The organism is Methanonatronarchaeum sp. AMET-Sl, from assembly GCF_029854155.1.
Taxonomy (GTDB): Archaea; Halobacteriota; Methanonatronarchaeia; order Methanonatronarchaeales; family Methanonatronarchaeaceae; genus Methanonatronarchaeum.
This window is the reverse complement of sequence record NZ_CP122958.1, coordinates 1118564-1142222: the sequence shown is the minus strand read 5'-3', so window position 1 is coordinate 1142222 and position 23659 is coordinate 1118564. Positions and strand designations below refer to the sequence as shown.

26 protein-coding genes and 1 tRNA gene are annotated in these 23659 nt (G+C 36.0%); 18 read left to right on the top strand and 9 right to left on the bottom strand.

Translation table 11 applies throughout. From position 1 onward, the window contains the following. Positions 1-213 precede the first annotated feature (213 nt). The 3 genes from QEN48_RS05795 to QEN48_RS05785 all read left to right on the top strand — a co-directional run bounded on the left by QEN48_RS05795 (position 214) and on the right by QEN48_RS05785 (position 4045). Entirely contained in the window at positions 214-990 is a 777-nt protein-coding gene (locus QEN48_RS05795) for an aldo/keto reductase (protein WP_280107958.1), read from the top strand. Between the two features lie 255 nt (positions 991-1245). After that, positions 1246-1455, top strand: coding sequence for a TRAM domain-containing protein (locus QEN48_RS05790; RefSeq protein ID WP_280107957.1), 210 nt, complete (start codon positions 1246-1248; stop codon positions 1453-1455). A 343-nt stretch (positions 1456-1798) separates the two neighbouring features. After that, positions 1799-4045, top strand: a complete 2247-nt coding sequence (locus tag QEN48_RS05785) for an amino acid permease (protein WP_280107956.1) — start codon at positions 1799-1801, stop codon at positions 4043-4045. Here QEN48_RS05785 and QEN48_RS05780 read toward each other — a convergent pair. Next, positions 4023-4235 (bottom strand): hypothetical protein, encoded by a 213-nt coding sequence (locus tag QEN48_RS05780; RefSeq protein ID WP_280107955.1) that lies wholly within the window; start codon positions 4233-4235, stop codon positions 4023-4025. The two genes, QEN48_RS05785 and QEN48_RS05780, sit on opposite strands and share 23 nt — an antisense overlap. A gap of 431 nt (positions 4236-4666) precedes the next feature. On the opposite strand from QEN48_RS05780, the gene QEN48_RS05775 reads away from it, so the two are divergent. From QEN48_RS05775 to QEN48_RS05755, 5 genes are all read left to right on the top strand, one after another. Continuing rightward, entirely contained in the window at positions 4667-5329 is a 663-nt protein-coding gene (locus QEN48_RS05775) for a 7-cyano-7-deazaguanine synthase (protein ID WP_280107954.1), read from the top strand. Between the two features lie 83 nt (positions 5330-5412). Beyond that, complete coding sequence (locus QEN48_RS05770) at positions 5413-5748, top strand: 6-carboxytetrahydropterin synthase (RefSeq protein WP_280107953.1); 336 nt, start codon at positions 5413-5415, stop codon at positions 5746-5748. A gap of 7 nt (positions 5749-5755) precedes the next feature. After that, positions 5756-6364: a 7-carboxy-7-deazaguanine synthase QueE gene (locus QEN48_RS05765; protein ID WP_280107952.1), complete on the top strand. Its 609-nt coding sequence runs from the start codon at positions 5756-5758 to the stop codon at positions 6362-6364. A 103-nt stretch (positions 6365-6467) separates the two neighbouring features. Further along, positions 6468-6809, top strand: coding sequence for a hypothetical protein (locus tag QEN48_RS05760; RefSeq protein ID WP_280107951.1), 342 nt, complete (start codon positions 6468-6470; stop codon positions 6807-6809). Positions 6810-6883: 74 nt separating this feature from the next. Further along, positions 6884-7915 (top strand): FAD-dependent oxidoreductase, encoded by a 1032-nt coding sequence (locus tag QEN48_RS05755; protein WP_280107950.1) that lies wholly within the window; start codon positions 6884-6886, stop codon positions 7913-7915. Here QEN48_RS05755 and QEN48_RS05750 read toward each other — a convergent pair. Then, positions 7907-8464 (bottom strand): flavodoxin domain-containing protein, encoded by a 558-nt coding sequence (locus tag QEN48_RS05750; protein WP_280107949.1) that lies wholly within the window; start codon positions 8462-8464, stop codon positions 7907-7909. The genes QEN48_RS05755 and QEN48_RS05750 overlap by 9 nt on opposite strands. 81 nt (positions 8465-8545) lie before the next feature. On the opposite strand from QEN48_RS05750, the gene QEN48_RS05745 reads away from it, so the two are divergent. Then, on the top strand, positions 8546-9280 hold the full coding sequence (locus tag QEN48_RS05745) for a hypothetical protein (RefSeq protein ID WP_280107948.1): 735 nt from the start codon (positions 8546-8548) through the stop codon (positions 9278-9280). A gap of 107 nt (positions 9281-9387) precedes the next feature. After that, positions 9388-9460 (top strand) — tRNA-Gln (locus QEN48_RS05740). A gap of 60 nt (positions 9461-9520) precedes the next feature. On the opposite strand, the gene QEN48_RS05735 is transcribed toward QEN48_RS05740, so the two are convergent. From QEN48_RS05735 to QEN48_RS05725, 3 genes are read right to left on the bottom strand one after another with little or no spacing between them, the layout of a single operon-like run. Further along, positions 9521-10642: an aminotransferase class I/II-fold pyridoxal phosphate-dependent enzyme gene (locus tag QEN48_RS05735; RefSeq protein ID WP_280107947.1), complete on the bottom strand. Its 1122-nt coding sequence runs from the start codon at positions 10640-10642 to the stop codon at positions 9521-9523. 35 nt (positions 10643-10677) lie between these two features. Further along, positions 10678-11238 carry a 6-phospho-3-hexuloisomerase gene (gene hxlB / locus QEN48_RS05730; protein ID WP_280107946.1) on the bottom strand — a complete coding sequence of 187 codons (561 nt, stop codon included), beginning with the start codon at positions 11236-11238 and terminating at the stop codon, positions 10678-10680. Between the two features lie 30 nt (positions 11239-11268). After that, on the bottom strand, positions 11269-11883 hold the full coding sequence (locus QEN48_RS05725; RefSeq protein ID WP_280107945.1) for a hypothetical protein: 615 nt from the start codon (positions 11881-11883) through the stop codon (positions 11269-11271). 568 nt (positions 11884-12451) lie between these two features. Here QEN48_RS05725 and QEN48_RS05720 point away from each other — a divergent pair. Continuing rightward, complete coding sequence (locus tag QEN48_RS05720) at positions 12452-14746, top strand: amino acid permease (RefSeq protein ID WP_280107944.1); 2295 nt, start codon at positions 12452-12454, stop codon at positions 14744-14746. A gap of 12 nt (positions 14747-14758) precedes the next feature. On the opposite strand, the gene QEN48_RS05715 is transcribed toward QEN48_RS05720, so the two are convergent. Beyond that, positions 14759-15898: a tRNA (guanine(10)-N(2))-dimethyltransferase gene (locus tag QEN48_RS05715; RefSeq protein ID WP_280107943.1), complete on the bottom strand. Its 1140-nt coding sequence runs from the start codon at positions 15896-15898 to the stop codon at positions 14759-14761. A gap of 248 nt (positions 15899-16146) precedes the next feature. Beyond that, on the bottom strand, positions 16147-16701 hold the full coding sequence (locus QEN48_RS05710; RefSeq protein WP_280107942.1) for a hypothetical protein: 555 nt from the start codon (positions 16699-16701) through the stop codon (positions 16147-16149). Between the two features lie 267 nt (positions 16702-16968). Between QEN48_RS05710 and QEN48_RS05705 the strand changes: the two genes are divergently transcribed. Then, positions 16969-17181 (top strand): hypothetical protein, encoded by a 213-nt coding sequence (locus QEN48_RS05705; protein WP_347985106.1) that lies wholly within the window; start codon positions 16969-16971, stop codon positions 17179-17181. A 52-nt stretch (positions 17182-17233) separates the two neighbouring features. Here the strand turns inward: QEN48_RS05705 and QEN48_RS05700 are convergent, their stop codons facing one another. Both QEN48_RS05700 and ilvD read right to left on the bottom strand, forming a co-directional pair. Then, on the bottom strand, positions 17234-18082 hold the full coding sequence (locus QEN48_RS05700; RefSeq protein WP_280107940.1) for a methanogenesis marker 8 protein: 849 nt from the start codon (positions 18080-18082) through the stop codon (positions 17234-17236). Between the two features lie 26 nt (positions 18083-18108). Beyond that, positions 18109-19752, bottom strand: coding sequence for a dihydroxy-acid dehydratase (gene ilvD, locus QEN48_RS05695; RefSeq protein WP_280107939.1), 1644 nt, complete (start codon positions 19750-19752; stop codon positions 18109-18111). A gap of 295 nt (positions 19753-20047) precedes the next feature. Between ilvD and QEN48_RS05690 the strand changes: the two genes are divergently transcribed. The 6 genes from QEN48_RS05690 (at position 20048) to QEN48_RS05665 (ending at position 23658) form a co-directional block, all read left to right on the top strand. Beyond that, positions 20048-21271, top strand: coding sequence for a translation initiation factor IF-2 subunit gamma (locus QEN48_RS05690; protein WP_280107938.1), 1224 nt, complete (start codon positions 20048-20050; stop codon positions 21269-21271). A 65-nt stretch (positions 21272-21336) separates the two neighbouring features. Then, positions 21337-21777, top strand: coding sequence for a hypothetical protein (locus QEN48_RS05685; protein WP_280107937.1), 441 nt, complete (start codon positions 21337-21339; stop codon positions 21775-21777). 16 nt (positions 21778-21793) lie between these two features. Then, entirely contained in the window at positions 21794-22636 is an 843-nt protein-coding gene (locus QEN48_RS05680; RefSeq protein WP_280107936.1) for a DNA-directed RNA polymerase, read from the top strand. A gap of 2 nt (positions 22637-22638) precedes the next feature. Continuing rightward, positions 22639-22827: a transcription elongation factor subunit Spt4 gene (gene spt4 / locus QEN48_RS05675; protein WP_280107935.1), complete on the top strand. Its 189-nt coding sequence runs from the start codon at positions 22639-22641 to the stop codon at positions 22825-22827. Positions 22828-22840: 13 nt separating this feature from the next. Further along, entirely contained in the window at positions 22841-23347 is a 507-nt protein-coding gene (locus tag QEN48_RS05670) for a DUF359 domain-containing protein (RefSeq protein WP_280107934.1), read from the top strand. Then, on the top strand, positions 23344-23658 hold the full coding sequence (locus QEN48_RS05665; protein WP_280107933.1) for a hypothetical protein: 315 nt from the start codon (positions 23344-23346) through the stop codon (positions 23656-23658). Before QEN48_RS05670 ends, QEN48_RS05665 begins: the two co-directional genes overlap by 4 nt. Position 23659 lies beyond the last annotated feature (1 nt).

Below are 23659 nucleotides of genomic sequence, written 5' to 3'. Positions count from 1 at the left end.
TGTGAGAGTTTGAGAGAGCAGTAAGCTCTTTCCTCTTTAGGGAGAAGAGTATGTCACCAGTGAATCAAAACCAAAAAAGCCAAAATAAATGCACCTGAAAAACCATACTCAACATTCAAGTAACGAAATTCAAAACAAAAACCACTAAAATTTTCAACATAAACTTCTTTGTTTCTCTATTCTATATTGTAAAGCTGGTTTTGGTTGATATCTATGGAATATAAAAAAATTGGTGGTTTAGAAATTCCTTCTATCGGTTTTGGCACTTACCGACTTAAAGGAACTGAAGCTATGAAGGCAGTATTAAGTGCTTTAAAGATGGGTTATCGACATATTGATACTGCAGAATATTATGATAATGAAGAGATGGTTGGAAAAGCTATTAAAAAATCAAATATCGATAGAGAAAAAATATTTTTAACGACAAAAATATGGAAAACAAACCTAAGGTATGAAGATGTTAAAAATAGTTTCAAAGATAGTTTAAACAAACTAAATACAGAATACATCGATCTACTGTTAATTCATTGGCCAAATCCAGATATAGAGTTAAAAGAAACAATTAAAGCAATGAATGAACTTCAAGACAGTGATCAAGTAAGACACATAGGTGTAAGCAATTTCGATGTAAACCTAATGAAAAAAGCAATAAAACACTCAAAATACCCTATCACTACAAACCAAGTTGAATACCATCCATTTAAAAAACAAACCGAAATACTAGATTTCTGTAGAAACAAAAACATTATTTTAACGGCATACAGTCCACTTGCCAAAGGAAAAGTCACAGAAAACAATGTGTTAAAAAAAATAGGAGATAAATACGATAAAACCGCTAGCCAAATCACATTAAGATGGCAGATACAACAAAAAAATGTTATAGCGATACCTAAAGCAAGTAAAAAAAGCCATAGAGAAGAAAACATAGATATATTCGATTTCAAACTTACAGAAAAAGAGATAAATAAAATCAATGAAATAAATCGTTGAAAAACATTAGATATAAATCTCGTTAATTAACTCTATTTAAGAAATACTTTAAGAAATACATTTTTGGGTCTTGTATAACGGGATAAGACGCCTTCTTTTTGGGTGAGGAGGATGGAAATCTAACTGATTATTGTTTTTTTAGAATTTTGGAGAACTAATTAAAAAGAAAAGGTTTAATATGATTGACGTGTTATTGATTATTGCGTCATGAGCGGTTTAATCGCTCTAAACGTATATAGATAAGGTGTTTTAAAAATGAGCGAAGGTTTTTCAGGCCCCACTACTCCAATAGAGGAAGGGGAAGTTTACGATGTTGAGATAGAGGATGAAGGTAAAGAAGGCGATGGAATAGCTAAGATAGAGAACTTTGTAATTTTTGTTCCTGGCGGTAATGTTGGGGATAAGGTTAAGATTGAAATCGAAACGGTTAAAAGTACCTTTGGTATAGGCAAGATTGTTGATTAATCCAAGTCTGTTCTATTGTAACATATAAATCGCCATCTAATGGCTTTAGAAGTTAAGTTGATATCTAGTTCAAACGGGTGTTTCATCCAGCTTACTAACTTTTAAGTCTAACTTTTAAGTCATTTATGGGGATTTAATCTAAAATTTAATTCTTTTTTTTTTGTTTTTTTAAGTTAAAGTAGGTTTTTTTGGGTTTTTATAGCTATTTTAACCAGAGGTTTTTTTAAGGATAAAATATTATTTAACCGAGATTGAAACTTAAGGGAGTGGCTGGGGTATGTTGTGTTGCTGTTGAATTTGGTCGGTATGTAATGTTGGATTGTGGTGTTTAGCCATTTGTTAATTGGAGGTTGTTTTAATTTCATCTATTGAGCTTTCTAGAGATATAGGTTTTTTTGGAGCGTATACGATTGGGCTTGGCACTATGATTGGTGCTGGAGTCTTTATATTACCTAGTATTGCCGCAGCAGATGCTGGTCCTGCTAGTATAATTGCTTTTTTAGTTGGTGGTTTGGTTTCTTTGTTAGCGGCTCTTTCTCTTTCAGAGCTTTCAACAGCTTTGCCTCAAACTGGTGGGAGTTATCATTATATAAATACAGCGTTGGGGAATTTTTTTGGGAGTATTGCTGGATGGAGTTTATGGGCAGGGTTAACTTTTGCCTCTGCGTTTTATATGCTGGGTTTTGGTCAATATCTTGCTTTTTTTTATGGAGACTTATCTGTATCTCTTGCAGCTCTCTTCATGGCAGGTTTATTGATTCTGGTTAATATTTATGGTGTTCGTGAAACAGGTTGGCTACAGAACTTTATTGTTACCTTGTTAGTTGGATTGATTATAGTTTTCATAATATTTGGAGTGCCTCAAATCGATACGGCAAATCTACAGCCATTTAATCCATATGGTTGGTCTATGGTTGCTATGACTGTGGGAACGGTTTATGTCAGCTTTATAGGTTTTGAAGTTATTGCAGACATAGCTGAGGAGATAAAAAATCCACAGAGAAATATTCCACTTGCTATGGTTGCTGCTGTTGTAACTCCAACTGTGTTTTATGTTTTTGTTATGGCTATAAGTGTTGGAATCTTGCCTTTAGAAGAACTTGCGATATCAAAAATACCGGTTGCGGATGTAGCAGAAACATACTTAGGTACGTTTGGAACTATCGCAATGGTTATCGGCGCTATCTTTGCAACAGTGTCAAGTGCTAATTCATCGATACTGGCTGCAAGCAGAATCAACTTCGCTATGGGTAGAGACCGTGTTTTAAGTAATTGGTTCAACCAAATACATGAGAAATTTAGAACACCATACCGATCTATAGCAATCACTGGAATCTTAATATTTTCCTTAATTATTATTGGAGCAGGAATAGATACGTTAGCTAAGGTCGCGGGATTTGCCTACCTATTAACCTACTCATTAGTACATATCTCGGTTATAGTGATGCGGAACGTTGAAAGCGATTTATATAACCCTTCATTCAAATGTCCAGCATATCCATATGTACAGATACTTGGATTCATTGCAGGCATTATTATATTAATTCAGATGGGCACACTTGTCCTAACCGTAGGTATCTTAGTAGCCCTATTTGGTGGGATATGGTACTTCTTGTACGTAAGGGGAAGAACTGAAAAAAGAGGTATGTTAGGTGAAGCCGTTGTATCAAAAGACCTTGAAAAAGAAAAAGGAGTCTATAAGGTATTAGTAGCTCTTGCTAACCCAGAAACAGAGAAAGAACTTATAGAAATCGCCGCTGCAAACGCATCTAGATACGAAAAAGGGCAGGTAATAGCTTTAAATGTTATAGAAGTCCCACCACAATCCTCACTTGCACACTCAGCTGCGTTTGAAGAAAAAAGAATAAAGAGACAAGAAAAAATACTTGAAGCCGCCAAAGAAACTGCTGAACAAGTAGATATAGAGCTATATACAAAATCAGTGATAGGTCGTAGTGTAAATAAAGTGATATTAGACCTTATTGAAGAAGAAAAAATTGATCACACGGTTCTGGGATGGGAAGGAGATATCAAAGCAAAAGAATACATACTCGGAACAAAGATAGATCCAATAGTTAAGTACGCAGACTGTGAGGTAAGCATAGTTAAACCAAGTGAAGGAAAAAAATCGGGTCAAGAAATAAGGGATATAGCTGCGTTCGTTGGAGAAGGCCCCAACACACCATTTGCCATAAAACAGGCAAACAACCTAACTAAACTTGATGAAAAAAGGGAACTAACTCTTGTAAACCTACAGATACCAAGTGAAGGTATTAGTAAAGAAGAAGCAAAAAGAACAGGAGAAAAACACATCAAAAAAATGGCAAAAAAAGCAGGAATAGAAGAAAATGAATACAAGTCAAGAGTTATCATATCACAAACTAGGAAAAAACCTCTATTCAAAGCAACAGAAGAATACAACGCAGTTTATTTAGGGGCGGTAAGACCTAAACGACTCAAAGGAGCATTATTTGGATCATTACCCGAAGACCTAGGACGACAATCAGAATCAACAGTAGTAATGGTAAGAGAAACAAGAATTTCAACCAAAACCATACTAAGACGAATTAGGGAAAAACTATCCAGGTGACATCCTCCTCTCCCTGAAGAGGAGAGGCTTCCATCTCTTCGCACCCTTTAAATCCGAGGTGATAGGTGTTACCGATGGAAATGGCGTGAAAGGCCACCGACCCTTCATAGCCATTGTTGGCGGTTATCCATCGCTCGCCGACTTGTATTCCAGAGGTCAGGTCATAACTAAAGATTTCGGGCACTGTCACTGGTACCCCTGTCCACAGCCTGTGTGGGATTCAATCCACACATCCCTAACCCCTTCAAACTCGACTTTGAAGACTTGAAAAGAGGGCTTATCACAGACTTGCCCTGAACCCGTTAAACACAACATATTACAGGATAAAAATTTAAAAAAGTTTACTATCGGGCTGCATCCCCTCCATGAACGAAGGCGTCTTAGCCCTGAAATGTGATAAAAAAAATAAGTAACAGCTTCCGCTCCATAAAGAAAAAGAGGTCTTAAATCAAGATAGATAAACACCTCCTAACATTTCGGGATATGTAGGGAGGTCACGTCTGACTCAAAAGTAAAAAATGACCTCAAATAAATAAAGATATAGCGGTATCTCAGTTTGTATCGCTATCTGTAATAATTAAGTAAACAATAGCAATATTAATACTGGAGTTTTTGTTAAAGATGATTGGTTTTTCATTGTTGTCCGGAGGTATTGATTCTGCAGTGGTTCTTGCTATTGCTAAAGAAGAGTGTGATGAAGTTTTAGCGGTTCATTTTGATTATGGCCAAGCAACAAGAGATCAAGAACTAGAAAATTCTAGATATCTTGCTGAACATCAAGATATAGAGCTTATTGAATCGGATGTTAGACAGGCATTTGGTTATTTTTGTTCTGGGACAATGGAGAAAAAGAGATATAATTCAGATATGGAAAGTGATGAACATGGACAATCAACCGGTTATGTTCACATGAGGAATCTATTATTACTTTCAATTGCTGGTGCAATAGCTGATTCAATGTATTCTAATGAAGAGATTAATTTATATATTGGTGCGCAGATAGAGGATGAGGAACTGTATCCAGATTGTAGGCCTGAGTTTCTTAAATCTACTGAAAACGCATTAGATAAATCAACATTGAGGAACAATATAAATATTGAGGCTCCATTACTTGATAAAACTAAAGCTGAAATAATAGAGCTTGGGAATAAACTAGAGGTCCCTTTAGGTAATACTATTTCCTGTTATAATCTAATTGATGGCAAGCCTTGTATGGAATGTCCGGCCTGTTTAGAGAGGGAAAAAGGGTTTAAAGAAGCTGGGATAGATGACCCATCTCTCTAAAACTATTAAACTAAATTTAAACGAAAAAACCATTAGCTATGGATTTAGGTTGAGTTAGGTATATTAGAGTTGAGTTGATTTATATGAAAGTTAAAACTGAGGGAACATTTGATGCTTCTCATTTCCTTGAAAATGCTGGGAAATGTGGAAATTTACATGGACATAGATGGAGAATTAAGGTTAGTGTTAAAGGCGAAATGAATGGAGATTTATTATGGGATTTTAGAAATCTAGATGAGGTAATTGAAGAACTTGATCATACACACCTAAATGAAACACTAGATTTTAATCCATCCGCCGAAAACATCTCAATATATATCTTAAATCGATTTAAAAATGACTATCCAGACCTAGAATTCAAAATACGGGTTTATGAATCCCCAAAATCATATGCAGAAATTGAGACAAATGAATATTGAATCCTAAATGAAAATAGAGATTAATAATATATTTGAATCAATACAAGGTGAAGGCCGTTATATAGGTAGGCCAGGACTTTTTATCAGAACAAGCGGCTGTAACCTTCAATGCAGTTGGTGTGACACAGATCATAATAAAGAAAGAGAGATAACCATCAATAAACTCACAGAAATAATCTCTGATTCAGATAAAGACATTGTTGTCTGGACAGGTGGGGAACCATCACTTCAAACTAAAGCCATATCAAAGGTTATAGAAAAAACATCTAAAAAAAACCATTTAGAAACAAACGCTACAAACAATAATCCCTTTTTTTTAAAAAAATTCGATTATGTTTCCTTCTCCCCTAAAAACGTTAGTTATGCAAAAAAAATACCTAGACTCGAAAACACAGAAAACGATGTAAAAATTGTTACTGACCTCAAAAAGGTGGGCATAGAATTAATCAAATACGCCTCAATACTAATGCCATTAACAACTGGTGATACAAAGACGGATAGAGAAATTAAACAAAGAGTTTGGAGATATTGTGTGGAAAACAACATAGTTTACTCCCCAAGAGCCCACATCGAAGTGTGGGGTAATAAAGAAGAAAAAGAACTAAAAAACCTTTAAAAAACCAAAGAAAACAACTAAAAGTTTTAGAAAATAATATCAAAGAGAAAAAAGATAATTATAATTTACTAATGTTTTTTATTTTTAATAATTTGTGATATATATGTCTAGTGAGAAAAAAAAGAAAGGAAATAAAGTTGTTAGGAAAAAACGATCTGAAGACTATAGAGTAATAAATCTAGATAAAGCTGCCGGTGGCTTCACATCAAAAGATAAATTAGAGATGGTTGTAATCTCATCACAAATAAATCATAAAGATAGTAAGGACGAAGAAATAGTATTCGACCAAATCGAAGAATGCACAATCAGAATGTCCCCAAGCCAAGCAATCTCTCTTCAAAAATGGCTCAAAAACCACATCGATAGATTCAAAAAAATACAAGACTCCAAAAACTCAGAAGAAAAAAATGAAGAAAAAGACTTTGACAGCGTATATCACGTCTAAAAACCATCAAAACAAATGAATAACTAGTATATTCTAAACAATAAACTCTATTAGAGACATTAAAACTACTTATCATGAATAAACCTAAAAAAGATGTTTGTGTTTTGGGTGGGGGTTTTGGAGGACTTAATACAGCTCTTAAAGCATCTAACAACCCCAACCTCGATATAACTCTAGTATCTAAAGATAAATACCATGTCTATACCCCTGGATTAAAATATTTCTTCAGAGATAATGAGATAGAGAAATATCGATTCAAGTTAACTAGTTTACTAGCTCAAAAAGATATAGAGTTTAAGCAAGGAAAAGTAGTTGATGTACTTAAAGAAAATAAGGTTGTTAAATTAGATTCTAATGAAATTAGTTATGATAAACTTGTTGTAGCACTTGGTGGCGAAGTAAATAGTTATGGCCTTGATATCTCAGGTATCGAGAAGTTCTATAGTTGGGATGACGCATTAAGTGTCCGAGAAAAAACCAAAAGGGCTAGTGAAGTTATTTTAGTGGGCGGTGGTTATGTTGGCGTCGAACTTGCTTCAAAACTAAGTGATATTGGGCTTGAAGTAACAGTTATTGATTCAAACCAAAAACCCCTATCAAGTATTTCAGAAAGAGCTGGAGATAAAGCATTAAAACACTTTAAATCAAATCAAATAAAATTTATAGGTGAAAAAAGAGTTACCGATGTCCAGAAAAATAGCTTAGAACTAAAAGATGGAACCAAAATGACTTCAGACCTAGTTATATGGGCTGGTGGCCTCAAAGCCTCAAGTACAGTGCAAAAAATATTCGATACCGACAATAAAGGAATTAAAGTTGATCGATACCTATCAACAGAACACAAAGATATCTATGGAGTTGGAGATTGTACTGATTTTTCTTACAATACAGGGTTCAATGCTTTAAAACAAACAAAAGCTCTTGCAAACAACCTTGATCCAAAAAACAAGAAAATGAAAGCCGGTGAGATAAAAGCTCTTTTTATCCAGTTAGGAAAAAATGGTTTAATGATAGTTGGAAACATTGCAATAAAAAACCGGTTGGTGGGTTTATATAAAAAACTAGAATATAAATACTATAAAAACCAGTTAAAGAAATTAACTTGAGATATCAGGCTTCTCAAGGAATTTAGAGTATCTCGTTACGAACTCACTTACTTCCATCCAATCTGTAAACTCAATATCTTGGGAACTATCCATATCTTTAATTAAGTTTTTGGAAAGCGATTTCATCAACAATTTTTTCAAAAAACCATATTCACTGAATTTTAGTGCTCCAGGAAATGTTACAGCAATTCTTGGTTCCAGGCCTGTTTTATCTATAAAACTATCAATAAACTCTGTTGTCTTATCCATTGCTTTAGGTGTTTTATCTACAGCAGTTAAGTTTACACTAAAAAACGCAGTTGGAATTTTATTCAATTCATCAACTCTATCCTTAATATATTTAATTACATATTTTTGATATCTACCAATATGTATTGAAGAACCAATAACAGCTCCATCATAATTAGCGATATCAGATTTATTTTCTTTGGTTTTTAGGTTAAATAAATCGGTTTGATGCCCTATTTGTTTTAATTGTTTAGAAATCTCATTCATAATTTTCTGGGTCTGACCCTCAGATGAGCCATAAAGTAAGAGAACACGAGACATTAATATAGAGGTTGTTGGTTAAACAGATATTGCTTTCCTTTTTTCAGATAGTTTTTTTAATTAAATGGCATTTATCTATTAATGATGTCTAATAGATTTGGTGACGGCTTTATTTATGTTGCTGGTGGTGGGTTTTTCGGTAAAAAAGCATGTAGTTGGTTTAGAGATCGTGGTGCAAGAGTATTAGTGGTTGATGTTGATGAAGAAGTAACCAAAGATTACATCGATTTTGAAGTAGGTTTGGAAAATGTCTATAGCGAATTAAGTTCTGGGGAGATAGGTTTTTTAAAGGGAGACGCTGTTGATTGTTTTTTAGAGTTAAATGAAAGTTGTTTTCCTGATGTTGTTGTTCCTGCGGTTCCAGGCCATTTTTTAGGAAAGGTTTTTAAATCTTACCTTGAGAAAAATGAGTTTAAAGTAGGTAGTGTTGGTGAGTCGGTTTTTAATAGGGTTGTTGAATCAATTCCTAAGGATCTTGTATTAACCACAAACCCTATTGAGGGTGTTTTAGTAACATCCTATATGCAGGAAGGTAGATGTTTAGATGATTGTCCTCAACCCATTGATTTCTGTACTGTTACTAAAGAAGAGAAAGATGGATTGATGAATGAAATTTTAATTGATGTGGTTAGAGATAAAGTGGGGTATAGTAATGTTTTGGTTAGCCATGGGTTGAATGGAGTAGGCTATCTAAGTGGAGATGATGTCCAGGACCTATTGTCTGATGTTGATAAATTGGAGGGTTGTTCTTGTGCAGTTGGTACTTCTTGTGGTTGTCATGGTATCATGAACTTAATGAAAGTTGAAAGAAAATGATTTTTTATTTTTATTGGGGGGTTTTGGGGCCTAAAATTTATATCGGTGGAAGAATGATTTTTGATGCAGTTCTTAGTTGTTTGTTATGGTGTTGTAGGATTTTATGTAGCCCCGTGGGGTAGTGGTCAATCCTATCGGGTTTTGGACCCGACGACAGCGGTTCGAATCCGCTCGGGGCTATCACTATTAACATCTATTTCTATTGTTTGTTGTTGAATTATTATTTAAGAAAAATGGGGTTTAGATTTTCTTTATTTCTTTGATGAATTTTTTTATGTCTTCTTTTTTTGTTGAGAATGAGATTCTTATGTGGTTTTGGTTTGTTTTTTGGGATCCGAATGTTCTTCCTGGTACTGCGATTACGTTGTTTTTTATGAGTTTTTTGATTACTTGTTTGTCTGTTCCTTTTTTGGATATTTCTGGGTAGGCGTAGAAACTTCCTTCTGGTTTTTTTATTTTTATTTCGGTGTTTTTTAGTCCGTTTATTAGGAGGTTTCTTTTTTCTCGTAGTTTTTTTACGGTTTTCTCTATAAACTGGTTGTCTGTTTTTAATGCTGTTGTTGCGGCTTTTTGGGATATTGATGGTGCGCATGCTTGTATGTATTGATGGATTTTTAGCATTTGGTCTATGTCTTGTTTGGGTGCTGTTATATATCCGATTCTCCAGCCTGTCATTGCGAATGTCTTTGACATTCCGTTGATTGTAGTTATATTTGGGTTGTATTGTGCTGGACTTGTGTGTTTGCCTTCATATATTATTTCGGAGTATACTTCGTCAGAAATTATTTTAATGTTGTTGTCTTCTGCTATTTCGGTTATTGCTTTTGTTTCTTTAGGGTTGTTTATTGCTCCGGTTGGGTTTGATGGAGAGTTTAGAAATAGTACTGTTGTGTTTGGTGTTATTTTTTCTTTAAATATTTCGGGATTTATTTTGAATTCGTCTTCTGGTTTAAGTGGGAGGGGTTTGGGATTTCCTCCAGCGATAATTGTTAAAGGGCGGTATGAAACAAAGCCAGGGTCTGGTATTAATACTTCGTCGCCGTTATTTATGTAGGTCTGTGCAGCTAGATGGAGAGCTTCACTTGCTCCTGAGGTCACAATTATTTGATCGGGGTTGGTTTGCACTTTGTATTTTGATAGGTATTTTGTTATTGCATTTCTAAGTTCTGGTAGGCCTTTGTTAGGTGTGTAGGTTGTATAGCCATTGTCTATCGCTTTTTTTCCGGCTTTTTTTATGTAGTTAGGTGTTTTGTAGTCTGGTTCACCGATGCCAAGGTTTGCTGTTTCTGGACCTACCTGATCGAATAGGTCGCGTATGCCTGATGGCTGAAGTCTTTTTACCCTGTCAGAAAATTGCTTCATTTTTTTTGTTTTGCTTGTTTTTTTGGTTTTTGTTTTTATTCTAGTGTTGCGTGTTTGTTGGATAGGTCTTCTTCGTCTTTTTCCAATACGTGCATTAGTTCTGAGATTATTGAGTCCATTAATACTGCTGCTGTTAGTTCGAAGAGGGTTCCTAGTGGTGCTATTTCTTTTTGGGTTAGTTTTTTGTTTGAGAATTCGTCTCTAACGATTATTGAGTCGTCTGATAGTTTTGATATGGTTGAGTTTGGTGAGCTTGTTATTGAGACAAGTCTTGCTCCAAATTCTTTCGTTGTTTTTGATACTTCTATTGTTGATGATGTTTCTCCTGATCCTGTTATTGCGATTACTAGGTCGTTTTTTTCAAGTGCGGGATTTATTGTTTCGCCGACTACGTATACATTTAGACCTAGGTGCATTAGTCGCATTGCGAACATTTTTGCTGCTAAGCCGGATCTTCCTGCACCAACAACGAAGATTTTGTTTGCATTGATTATTTCTTGAACTGCTTTATCTATTGATTCTTCATCAATTTCTTCTCCAACTTCTCGTAGGTGTTTTCCTATTACTTTCATAGAGTTTTTTGTTATTTTGCTCACTTTATACACTCCTGAATTAAAAATTGGGTTTTATGTTATTTTTTTTTCGATTATTTTATCTATTTCTTTTTTTGTTTGTTTAGATTCTGTAAACTCGATTCTTATGTCTTTTTCCCCCATTAACTGTAGTTTATCTATTTTCCAGTTGAATTTGTTTAGTTCTTCATAGAGGGTTGAGATTCTTTTGTTTCCGCCGTTCCACACTACATCTTTAACTTCATGTTGTTTTGAGTTGTATATGGATAAGGCGAATTTTTTTAAAGCTGATGTTCTTGAAAAAGGGATTTCGAATATTACTCGATATCTATCTCCTTCTATTTTGCCGTATGAAACTAGGACATATCCTTCTTTTTCATAACGCTCGATTTCATCGTATTTCATTTCAACGGTGATTTCGTGGTGAGCGTTGTTATCAATTTCGCTTATGATGCTTAAGGTCCTTGCTATTGATTCCCAACTGAGTTCTGGACAGAATCTAAGTTCTATCTTCCCTGGAGTTGTAACGATGGTGTTGTTGTTTTTTGAGAGGTTCATCTCGTATATATTAACATCTGCTTTTTTTCGGATTTTTTTATATAGATTGTATAAACCGAGGTTTGTTACCTCAGATTGCTGTATTTTTAGATGTTTTCTATACCGATTCATTGTTTCAAACCGAGGCCTTTTTAAGTTGAAATTGATTATCTATTTATAGATATCTCAAGAGTTATGAAGGTGATTTAGGGTTTTTTAATTTCTAAATATGTTTTTTAGATAATTGCTGTTTTAATGAATTGACTGTATTTTGATTTGGGATTTTTTAGTAATTTAATTATTTCAAGTCGGACATATTTAACAGTTTTTAATAGTTTATTTGGATTTATTTCTTAATTGGTTATCTGATTTCAGTTATCGTAGAAAAATATTTTAGATATTTCTTTTGGGTTTCTAATGGATTTCTCTGTGTTTTTTTTAGAAATTATCTTTGTTTTTTGTTTTTCATTTCTTGTATTCAATGTGAATTGCTCCAATGAATAGGTTTTAAATTAATATTATGTTTTTGGGATTTGTATTCAGAAAAATAGTTTAATCGATGTTTTTTGTCGTTTTTTTTGTTTATTGTTTTGTTTCTAACGGGTTTTGGTGTTAGGTTTTAGTATATTTGGGGAAAAGGTTTTTTGGTTGTTTGTTTAATGGTTAATCGTAAAATTTCTGAGTTTTAGATTTTTGTTTAATGGAGGGTTTAGTTATATCGAAAGTTGGTGATGGAGGTTCTGACCGGGTTGTTGAGTTGGAGCGGAACATGGGTTTTCTTTCGGTTTTTTCTATTAGTGTTGGGACTATGGTTGGTGCTGGTATCTTTGTTTTACCAGGTATGGCTGCGGCGATGGCTGGTCCAGGTTCTATAATTTCTTTTATTCTTTCTGGTGTTCTTGCTTTGATTACTGCTTTCTGTATTTCTGAGATGGCGACTGCTATTCCTAAAGCTGGTGGTACTTATGTGTTTATGAAGAGGTCTTTAGGGTCGGCTGTGGGTAGTTCTGTGGGTATTGCAACTTGGCTGGGTCTTTTGATTAAAGGTTCTTTTGCTTTTGTTGGTTTTGGTGGTTATCTGGCTGCTTTAATAGCTGTTAATGAATTAACTTTAGCTGTTGTTGCTTCTGTTTTGTTTATTGCGATTAACATTGTTGGTGTTAAGAGTTCTGGTGGAATTCAAAATCTAATGTTGTTGTTTTTGACTATACTGCTTTTTTTCTTTATTTTTTTAGGTATGGGTCATGTTAGTATCGATCAGTTTGTTTGGGTTGATACCGGTGTGAGTCAGACTTTGGCTACAGCGGGATTTGTTTTTGTTTCTTATGTTGGGATTGCTGAGGCGAGTGCTATCGCTGAGGAGGTGAAGGATCCAGGTAAAAACCTTCCGAGAGCGATTATTGGTTCTATTTTGTTTGTAATTTTACTTTATTCGTTGATTATGATTGTTGTTGTCGGTGCTTATCCGTATGAAGAACTTGCTGAATCTACTACTCCTATTTTGGATGTGGCTGAGTCTTTTTTAGGGTCTGTTGGTGTTACTATAATGGTTTTGGCTGGTGTTTTTGCTACATTATCTACGGGTAATGCTTCTTTAATGTCTTCAGCACGTTATCCCTTTGCTATGGCTAAAGATGGTTTGATGCCAGAGTGGTTAACCAAAATTGATGGTAGGTTTAAAACTCCAATCACAGCTATAGTTTTAAGCGGAATAGTATTGACAATAATGCTCTTGATTTTCCCGGTGCAGAGACTAGCTGAAATGACCAGTGCTCTCAATATACTTGTTTTCGCTTTTGTTAATCTTTCATTGATTGTTTTAAGAGAAGCAGAAACTGATTGGTATGAACCTAAATTTAAAGCTCCATTTTATCCTTATCTTCCAGCTATTGGTTTTGTAGGTTCTTTTGTAATGTTGTTTAGTATGGGAGAATTAATGCCGATTGTGTTCGCTTTTCTAGTTATCTTTCTAGGTCTAGTTTGGTATTATTTCGTGAAAGATGGGGTTAGAGATGAAAGTGAAGTAAGAGGTGCTATAACTCAGAGAAAAGCTAGTAAAGCACTTGATAATTTTGATGAAGTCCCTGATGATTTAGATGACTATCGAGTTTTAGTTCCAATCACAGATATCAAACACCTAGAAAATCTCATTAAAATTGGAATGGAAGTTGCAGAAGACAAACGTGGAAAAATAATCCCAGCGATAATCCTTGAAATACCCGATCAAACACCATTATACGCATACAAAGATAGGTACGCCAAGAAACGCGAAATGCTTGAAGATGCTGTTTTAAACATTATTGAAGAAAACGCTGAATACGACATAATGGAAGAAGAACATATTGTTTACACCCATAGCTACAAAAATACAGTAATAGATCTAGCTGAAAAAGAAGATGCAGACATGATTTTAGTGGAATGGCTTGAAGAATTTAGCCACAGTGAATTACTAGGAAGTTCAATAGACTACATTTTGCATAACGCGGATTGTGATGTAGCTATATTCAAAGATCGTGGATTTATGCCAAATAAACACAACAAAATATTGCTTCCAACCCGATTATCATCCAAAATAGGGTTAACCCTTGATCTGGCTTCAGCAATAGCAAGTAAAGGAGACGGCTTTATAGAGTTATTAAGAGTAATCGACCCAAGAGCATCATCAAAAGAAATAGAGAAAATCCAGAAATTCCAAGAAAGGTCAGAAAAACGAATAGAAGTAGAATCAACCTCAAGAATAATTAAAGACAAAGACGTGTCAAAGGCATTAATTTCTGAATCAAAAAAATTCGATTTAGTAGTAATGTCAGCTAGTCAAGAATCAGCTTTAAAAGGCTTTCTATTTGGAACAATACCCAATGAAGTAGCGGACAAAACAGATACATCAATCCTAATAGTTCAAGAAAAAAAATCAAGAAGACCTAAAACAACAACAAAAATCAAAATAAAGATTTCAGGTCTAACAAGATGGATAACTAGAAAACTTGAATCATAAAAAACCGTTATCTTAAACAAGCTCATTAAGTATTTCTTTTAATATGCTGGAGCTAGCATCAGTTTTAATTCCAAGCGGATGAAAATGTGTTTGAGATGCCTTAAACCCTCTATCCCCCAATTTATCTAATACTTCATTTGTTTTGGGAGCCCTTATAGACTCCATTTTACAATAATGATGTAGATCATAGAATGTTGGTGGGAACCCAGATTCCGAAATACATCTTTCAATAAGCTTCATTGACTCTTTTTTAGTTCCAAAAAAACCATTCTTCAGATTTCTTAAAACATCTTTCAAACATGATTTATTCATCAACTCTCCCAGATATAAAGGTCCACAAAAAGACATAGATTGACCACAACTACATTTATTCGGGAGTTTTCCAGGGTTCTCTAAACCATAAACAACCTCTCTACACCCACAATTAAAACAATGGTGAAGAAAACCCATTTTCTCCAATGTCTCATTACTTTTTTTAGCACCCACATCAGTCTCAAGATATGAACGAAAGTAATGATCCTTATAGTAAGTGAACAACGACCTAACTGAAATATCATATTGCGCTAAAATTAAAGCCGTCTTACCAACCAAAATTCTAGCACCAAGTTCCTTATGATAAGGAGTGTTCAAAGGGACGGCACTATACCTACGTATACCCGGTTTTTTATGAGCCCCAGAGAGAGGAGCGGTATCTGTAGCAGTCATACACAAAACACCACCACGCGTTAGAGACCTGGCAGCAGAATCTAAAAAAGGAACAGGAGAACCAAATGGATCCACATCAATTATATCAAACCTACGTTTAGACAAAAGGACATTTGCATCAACAGAACATACCTCAACATCCAGCGAATTATGACTAGCATTCCTTTCAATCAAACTAGCTGCATCACGAGACCAATCATTAATAGTTACATCTAACCCATCAACCATATCAGCCATTCTAAGACCCCTCACACCAGTCCCACCATGACAATCAAGATAACGATCACCAACACCAGAAACAGCGTCAATAAACGCAACAGAGATATCTCTATTAGACTCCATCACCGGGTTATAAAAAACCTCCATACTAGAATCAACATCACCATCAACCACCGGAACAAAAAACTCAACACCCCCCTCAGAAACAATATTCATATCTTCAACCATAAACAAAACCAAAATACAAAATAAACTTAAATCAACATTACTTTTAACCAAAAAAATAAACCCAAAACATACATTAAACAGAATAAAAAACAGTTTATACATCCAGTTAGTTTTTTTTAAAAGTAAATAAATTACTTAAAATCAGTTTTTAAAAAATATTGATTTGATTTAAAAAAAAAAGTAAATAAAAAAATTTTTTGTGGGTTATTCAAACCCACAATCCGCTTTGTTTTAGTTTTACTGATATATCAGTACTCAAGCCCTGTTATCCATTCGTATGTCTCTAGCCCTACTCCTAGGAATATTATTGCTCCGAGAAGGAAGAACCAGATTGCCCATAATACAAGGGCTATTCCTGTAATTCTCTCTGAGATTTTTCCATAGTCCATTAGTGCAACGATTAGAAGTATCACTGTTATTGAGAGCATTATAATGAACCATACCCATCCGTATGATCCGCCGTACACTGCTGCAAAGTATATCGCAAACACTATGAATGGTATCGCCGTTGCTAGTGCTAAGTGGCCTACGCCTGCAGGGTCATAGCCTCTATGAACCATGAACCCTATACCGACGAATATGACACCGAATATTACTATTATAAATCCTGTTAATACGTCTCCGCCACCAAAAATCGTTGCTATTCCTAGTAAGAACTGTACAATACCACCGATGAACAAGATTGTCCATGCAGGTCTTCCTTTGCCCCATCCCATTAGATGGAGTCCTGGTGGTAGTAGTGAAAAGAAGTCAGTGAACAGTGCTGCTGCAACCAGTAAAACTACGCCTTCGTATCCTATCATGTTTCCCCACTAATTCAAAGTATATTTAATTAATCATATTTAAGACTTTTGCATTTAGGGAGTTATCAATACCTTTTTTCTGATAAAATATCTTTAAGATGGCCTCAATTGAAAATAATTAATTCTAAATAAATTACAGTTTTTCTAAAAAAGAGAAATATCTATTGTTTTTTATAATTACATTTTTTGGTTTTTTGGTTTTTAAATGATTAGAAATTAATTTGATGGGTTTATTTTTTAAATAATAGGTTTGTTATCATTAAATAGGTGTTTTTGTTGAGTAATAAAAAAGAACCTGTTTTTTGTGAAAAGTACTGTCCGGTATGTAGGCCTGCTAGAGCAGGTTATAGTTTTTTTGAATGGATTCAGGGTATAGAGTTAAGAATTACAGGTGATGAGGGTTGTCCTTTTGGTCAGGCTAGATATGATTATTATGGTGTTAAGCCGGATGAACCAATCCCTAAAGATGAGAAGACTTGAATTTGATTGATAGTTTTCGTAAGAACTTCCGTAAGAACTCAGATTCTTTTTTTTATTTTAGGGGTTTTGGTGGGTTTCCGTCTTTTAGGTGGGGTAGGTTTTTTTGTGTTATGTAGATTTGGCCTGGTACTTTTTTGGCTTGGTCTAGTGTTAGGTTTCTTCCTTTTTTTGTTAGGGCGAATATTGGGATGGATCTTCCTGCTTGGAGTAATGCTTTTTCTCCTGCTGTTTTTCTTATTGTTTTTGATGCGCATCCTGATAATACGTCACAGGTTTCTACGAGTTTTTTTGCTTGTTTTTTGTTTACGCCTGTGAGGTGTACTCCGAATATTATAGCTTCTTTACTTATTTTCCGGCATTTTACTGCGTCTTCTGGAGTGCTTACTGTTATTGCTGGTTTTTTATATCCTTTTTTTAATGCTTTTTTAAGTCCGGCTGGTTGGTCTATTCTTGGTTGGTTTAGAACTTCGGCGTTTTTTTCTCTGAGTTTTTTGATTACTTTTGGGTTTGGTGTTGTATGGCTTATGCCGCTTAACCGGCCTCCTATTCCTTGAACTACTTTTGGGTTTGATGTGATTACTGTACCTGCTCCATCGCAAACTGTTATTGATATATCTATCTCGTTGTTTTCTAGACCTGTCATTATGGTTTCTGATGTTCCGAATGTTACTATTCTTTCTTCCATCTCTATTTGGCGGTTTTCGGTGCAGAACCCGATTTCTTCCATTAATCTTTTAACTTGCCATCTTGCTCCTTCGCTTAGTTTTTCAACTCCATGCATTTTATGCCATAATGGACAGTAGTCAATTTCTCCTCCTTCTACTTTGGTTATCTCTCCGTTTTCAACTACTACCCTGGTCATACCTAGTAATTCAAGTACGTGTTTTGATTTCTCTTCCATTTAAAACACCTTTTTTATCTCCCTTTTTATGTTATTCGTCCGCCTTTGTCTGGTGATTCTGCAAGTCTGCTGTAACGGCCTAATAAGCCTTTTTCGTTTGTTTTTTTGATTTTTGTTTCTTTTTTTCTTTTTGTTAGTTGTTTTTGTGTGAGTTTGGCGTTTATTTCGCCTTTAGGTATGTTGATTTCTATTTGGTCGCCGTTTTTTAGGTATGCTATTGGTCCTCCGTCTGCTGCTTCTGGTGAGATGTGTCCTATGCATGGGCCTCTGGTTCCACCGCTGAACCTTCCATCTGTTAGTAGTGCTACTGATTTTTCTAGTCCCATTCCTGTTAATGCGGATGTTGGTGCAAGCATTTCTGGCATTCCTGGCCCTCCTTTTGGTCCTTCGTATCTTATTATCACTACGTCTCCTTTTTTTATTTCGCCATCGAGTATTGCGTCTACAGCTTCGTCTTCGTTTTCGTATATTTTTGCGGTGCCTGTGAAGTTGTACATTTCTGGGTCAACTGCACTTACTTTTAAAACAGATCCACGTGGGGCTATGTTTCCTTGTAATACGGTTATTCCGCCTGTTTTTCTCAATGGGTTTTTAAGTGGTTTGATTATTTCGTTGTTTACATGGGTTGTTTCGGTGTTTTCGAATAATTTTTTTCCGCTTACTGTTGTTGTGTTGTTTAATAGTTTTTTAGATTGTTTTATGAGGGCGGGTATTCCTCCTGCGTTGTGGAGGTCGGTCATTACGTGTTTGCCTCCAGGTTTCATTGATACTAGATAGGGTGTGTTTTGGCTTGCTTGATCGAAATCTTTGAGGGTTATGTCGTATCCTGCTTCTGCTGCGACGGCGGGTATGTGTAGTGTGGTGTTTGTTGACCCTCCTAACATCATGTCGACTTTTATGGCGTTTTTGATGGCTTTTTCTGTTACTATATCTTTAATGGTTAGGTCTTGGTTGATTAGTTCCATTATTTTTTCACCACTTTCCTTTGCGATCCGTCTTTTTTCTGATGAACATGCGTGGGATGTTGCGCATTTTGGTAGTGAAAGCCCCATTGTCTCTATTAAGCATGCAAATGTGTTTGCGGTATACATTCCTTGACAGCTTCCACAGCTGGGGCATGCCTTGTTCTCCATTTCCTGGAGTTTTTCTTCGTTGATTTCGCCTGATTTATATTTTCCTATTCCTTCGAATGTTGATATGAGGGTTAGGTCTTTGTTATCCATTTTTTCAGATAGCATGGGGCCGCCGGTAACCATTATGGTTGGTATGTTGATTCTTAGGGCTCCCATTAACATTCCTGGTAATATTTTGTCACAGCTTGCTATTAGGACGATGCCATCGAATTGATGTGCTTCTGCCATTGCTTCTATTGAGTCGGCTATTAGGTCTCTGGAGGGTAATGAATATCTCATGCCTCTATGGCCCATTGCGAGTCCATCGCAGATGCCTATTGAGCCGAATTCAAATGGTACGCCTCCACCGGCTGAAACTCCTTGTTTTACTGCCTTGGAGAGGTCTTTTAGGTGTAGGTGTCCTGGCACTATCTCACTCCATGCGTTTGCTATTCCAATAAATGGTTTATCCATATCGCTATCGGTTACTCCATTTGCTTTTAGTAGAGCTCTTGATGGGGTTCTTTTAAGACCTTTCTTTACGTTGTTGCTTCTCATATGTAACAATCCTGAATAAAAACTTCGAATTTGATTATTTAGTAAATTTAAATCTGGTTTTTATTATTTGGTTTTATCGGTTTGAAGGTTTTATCCCTAATCAAGCCTAGAGGCTTCTTTCTCTTTAGGGATAGGGGTTGTCTTTAGTTTGTGAGATAGATTTTGTTAAGTTATTTTGTTAAGTTATTTGTTTTGTGTGGTTTTGTTGGTTTAGAATAGGGGTTTTATGTGGAAAGGTTTTTAGATTAGTATCGCATAGAATATTCAAGGTTCTTATTATTAGAAGGGTGTCACTTTGAAACAGCCAGAAGTAAACATTGGATTAATTGGGCATGTAGACCATGGGAAGACAACATTGGTTGAGGCTCTAAGCGGTACGTGGACGGATCAGCATAGTGAAGAGCTGAGGAGAGGTATTTCGATAAGGCTTGGTTACGCTGACACTGTGTTTAGGATGTGCAGTGATTGTGAGCCTCCTGAGGCTTATACTACAGAGGAGGTTTGTGAGTGTGGTGGTGAAGCTGAGGTAACTAGGGCTATTTCTTTTGTAGATGCTCCTGGCCACGAAACATTGATGGCTACTATGTTGTCCGGTTCTGCCATAATGGATGGAGCTGTTCTTGTTATTGCGGCTAATGAGGATTGTCCTCAACCTCAAACTAAAGAACATTTAATGGCTCTCGATATTATTGGTGTTGAAGATATAATCGTTGTTCAAAACAAAATTGATTTGGTTTCTAAGGAAGAGGCTATTGATAACTATAACCAAATAAAGGAATTTGTTAAAGGCACCGTTGCTGAGGGTGCTCCGATTATTCCTTGTTCTGCTCAACAAAGAACAAACATCGATATGGTTATTACAGCAATTGAAGATGTTATTCCAACACCGGATAGAAAGTTGGAAAAACCTGTTTTGATGCCGATTGCACGTTCTTTCGATGTTAACAAACCAGGTACTGAGATAGATGAAATAAAAGGCGGTATCATAGGTGGGTCTCTTAAACAAGGAAGTATCTCTAATGGAACGGAGATTGAGATTCGGCCGGGGAAAAAAGTTGATTCAGGTGGTAAAACCTGGTGGGAGCCGATAGTAACTGAAACGGTTAGTATTTTTTCCGGTGGAGATTATAGAGACGAAATAACTCCTGGTGGTTTGGTTGGTATAGGTACGAAACTTGATCCATTTATGACTAAAAGCGATGGGCTTGTTGGTCAGATTATGGGTCTTCCTGAAAATCTTCCACCTGTTTGGGACGAGTTTGTTGTCGAGTTCGACCTACTTGACAGGGTTGTTGGTGTTGAGGATGAATCAGAGGTTGAAGGGTTACGCACTAACGAACCTTTGATGCTTAACTTAGGTACTGCAACAACTGTCGGAGTTATAACAAGTGCACGTGAAAACGAAGCTGAAGTCAAGTTAAAGAGGCCTGTTTGTGCAGAAAAAGGCTCTAGCATGGCTATTAGTAGACGTATAGGTGCTCGCTGGAGACTTATCGGTGTCGGTAAACTTAAGAGATAACTCCATTCCGAGTTTACCACCAACATTAAGTTTTTTGTGGTCAAAATGGAGTTTTGTGTTGCAGGGTGGGAAGTGAAATTGTGTCCATCATGAAGTCTTTTAGCCCTATAGATAACGAAAGGAACCAAGTAAACGTGGTTCTTGACACAAACATTTTAATGGTTCCTGAACAGTTTAATGTAGATGTTTTTAGAGAAATCGACAGGATACTTAACTGCAATTACAGTATTTTAGTTCCAAGTTCAGTTGTGAAAGAGCTTGAGGAAATTGTAAGTTCAGGAAGTGGTGTCGACAAACGTGCTGCTAAAATAGGTTTATTGTTAGCGAAAAAACACAGTGTTGTCGACACAAAAGCTGTTGGTGATGACGCCGTAATCGAGGTAGCAGTTTCTAAGGAGAATACAGTTGTCGCCACCAACGATAAAGAATTAAGAGAGAGACTTAGAAAAAAAGGTATACCCCTCATATATATGAGACAGGGTAGCCACCTAACTAAAGAGTTTTGAGCTGGAGTGATTAGATTTGTATAGAGAATTGGAAGCTATCGATACAGTTAGGGTTCCTCCAACAAGGCTGGAAGAACCAAGAGACAAAGTAATCAAAGAGATGCTGGAGAATAAAGTTGAAGGAAGAATAGACCGAAAACTCGGGATGTTCGTTGCAGTCACCGATATTATAGAAGCCGGTGATGGAAAATTAATTCCAAACGACGCCGGTGTTTATTACAACGTCAAATTCAGGTGCATTACATATCGCCCAGAGATGCAAGAAATAATCGAAGGAGAAGTTGTTGAAATAGTAGATTTCGGAGCATTCATAGGCATAGGGCCAATGGACGCTTTATTACACGTAAGCCAAATCACCTCCGACTATGTTTCATACGACGAGAAAAACGCAAGACTCGTTGGAAGAGAATCGGATTTCTCACTAGACGAAGGAGATTACATCTGCGCCAGAATAATAGCTGTAAGCCTAAACGAACAAGACCCAAAAGAATCCAAAATCGGATTAACAATGAGACAGCCAGTGCTAGGTAAAATCGATAAAGACGAAGAAAAAGCCGAAGAAACCGAAGTCCAAATCCGTAAAGTAATCGGCGAAGACAAAGAAATAACAGAAACTGACGAAGAAATCGCTGAAACTGAGGAAGAATCGGTTGAAAAACCAGAAACAGAGGAGCCAGAACCGAGAGATACGGAGAAAGAGGAGACAGAAGATAAAACAGAAAAACCTGATGTTGTCGAGTGTCGTGTTTGTGGAAAGGAGTATAAGGCTATAACCGGTAGTCATCTATCAACTCATGACATCGATATGGATGAATATAAAGAGGAATATCCAGATGCCCCTATAAGGCCGGGTGATTAAGTATGGCAGACGCTGCTTGTCGAAACTGTTATAGAATAGTTAAAGAAAGCGATACCTGCCCTATATGCAGGTCTAGTTCACTTACTGAGTCATGGACCGGTTATGTTGTTATTCTTGACCCAAAGCGATCTAAAATCGCTGATAAATTGAATGTAGAACATCCTGGAAAATATGCATTGAAGGTAAGGTAATTTGACATTTAGGTTGCAGGAACCGTTACGGAGTAAACTTAAAAAACCACTTGGCACCCTTATTAAAGATGGTGAGGAATCGGTTGAGAAGGTTTTAGAAGACTACAGCTCAAAAGAAATCGTTTCTGTAGGTGACGTAACAACCTACAACCTTCTTAAACAGAAAATCTATCCTACACTAGCGATTGTTGATGGCCGAGTTATGCGGGAAGAAGCAAGTCAAGACATAAAAAACGAGATTGGTCAATGGAGCTATCAAATTAAGGAGGTTTCTAATCCAGCTGGCCACATCACAACCGAGTTGGTTAAAGCAATTAAAGATGGATTTGATATAGAGGAACCCTACCTCATTTCTGTTGATGGGGAAGAAGATTTAGCTGTACTTCCTGCGGTACTTCATGCACCGGAAGGATATATTATCCTATATGGACAACCTAAGGAAGGATTGGTTTCTGTCACTGTTGATAGAGATTGTAAAGATAAAGTAAAGAATTATTTAGATATGATGGAGGAGATATGATGGAAATAGATATCGTTGAAAGAAAAGAAAACCCAGCGGTAAAGAGAGAAGAGATAAAGTTTAAAATAGATCACATGGGCAATGCAACACCAACCAGATCCGAAGTGAAAGCAAAGATTGCAGCTGAAGAAGATCTAACCAAATCGCTACTTATAGTAGATAGTTTGAAAACAAAAACAGGTCTGGGAATCACCGAAGGTTACGCAAAACTCTACACCCGGATGGACGATTTAAAAGAGATTGAGCAAAAACACATCATCGAGCGTAATGTAAATGAAAAACAAGAAACTAAAGAAGGATCGGAGGAATAAA

Bases quoted from the DNA above. Each gene is read 5' to 3' on its own strand.
- QEN48_RS05770 (WP_280107953.1), top strand. From the start codon at position 5,413: ATGAAAGTTAAAACTGAGGGAACATTTGATGCTTCTCATTTCCTTGAA.
- QEN48_RS05700 (WP_280107940.1), bottom strand. From the start codon at position 18,082: ATGGAAGAGAAATCAAAACACGTACTTGAATTACTAGGTATGACCAGG.
- QEN48_RS05765 (WP_280107952.1), top strand. From the start codon at position 5,756: ATGAAAATAGAGATTAATAATATATTTGAATCAATACAAGGTGAAGGC.
- QEN48_RS05755 (WP_280107950.1), top strand. From the start codon at position 6,884: ATGAATAAACCTAAAAAAGATGTTTGTGTTTTGGGTGGGGGTTTTGGA.
- QEN48_RS05795 (WP_280107958.1), top strand. From the start codon at position 214: ATGGAATATAAAAAAATTGGTGGTTTAGAAATTCCTTCTATCGGTTTT.
- QEN48_RS05775 (WP_280107954.1), top strand. From the start codon at position 4,667: ATGATTGGTTTTTCATTGTTGTCCGGAGGTATTGATTCTGCAGTGGTT.
- QEN48_RS05750 (WP_280107949.1), bottom strand. From the start codon at position 8,464: ATGTCTCGTGTTCTCTTACTTTATGGCTCATCTGAGGGTCAGACCCAG.
- QEN48_RS05720 (WP_280107944.1), top strand. From the start codon at position 12,452: ATGGAGGGTTTAGTTATATCGAAAGTTGGTGATGGAGGTTCTGACCGG.
- QEN48_RS05735 (WP_280107947.1), bottom strand. From the start codon at position 10,642: ATGAAGCAATTTTCTGACAGGGTAAAAAGACTTCAGCCATCAGGCATA.
- QEN48_RS05790 (WP_280107957.1), top strand. From the start codon at position 1,246: ATGAGCGAAGGTTTTTCAGGCCCCACTACTCCAATAGAGGAAGGGGAA.
- QEN48_RS05715 (WP_280107943.1), bottom strand. From the start codon at position 15,898: ATGGTTGAAGATATGAATATTGTTTCTGAGGGGGGTGTTGAGTTTTTT.
- ilvD (WP_280107939.1), bottom strand. From the start codon at position 19,752: ATGAGAAGCAACAACGTAAAGAAAGGTCTTAAAAGAACCCCATCAAGA.
- QEN48_RS05665 (WP_280107933.1), top strand. From the start codon at position 23,344: ATGATGGAAATAGATATCGTTGAAAGAAAAGAAAACCCAGCGGTAAAG.
- spt4 (WP_280107935.1), top strand. From the start codon at position 22,639: ATGGCAGACGCTGCTTGTCGAAACTGTTATAGAATAGTTAAAGAAAGC.
- QEN48_RS05725 (WP_280107945.1), bottom strand. From the start codon at position 11,883: ATGAATCGGTATAGAAAACATCTAAAAATACAGCAATCTGAGGTAACA.
- QEN48_RS05710 (WP_280107942.1), bottom strand. From the start codon at position 16,701: ATGATAGGATACGAAGGCGTAGTTTTACTGGTTGCAGCAGCACTGTTC.
- QEN48_RS05745 (WP_280107948.1), top strand. From the start codon at position 8,546: ATGATGTCTAATAGATTTGGTGACGGCTTTATTTATGTTGCTGGTGGT.
- QEN48_RS05760 (WP_280107951.1), top strand. From the start codon at position 6,468: ATGTCTAGTGAGAAAAAAAAGAAAGGAAATAAAGTTGTTAGGAAAAAA.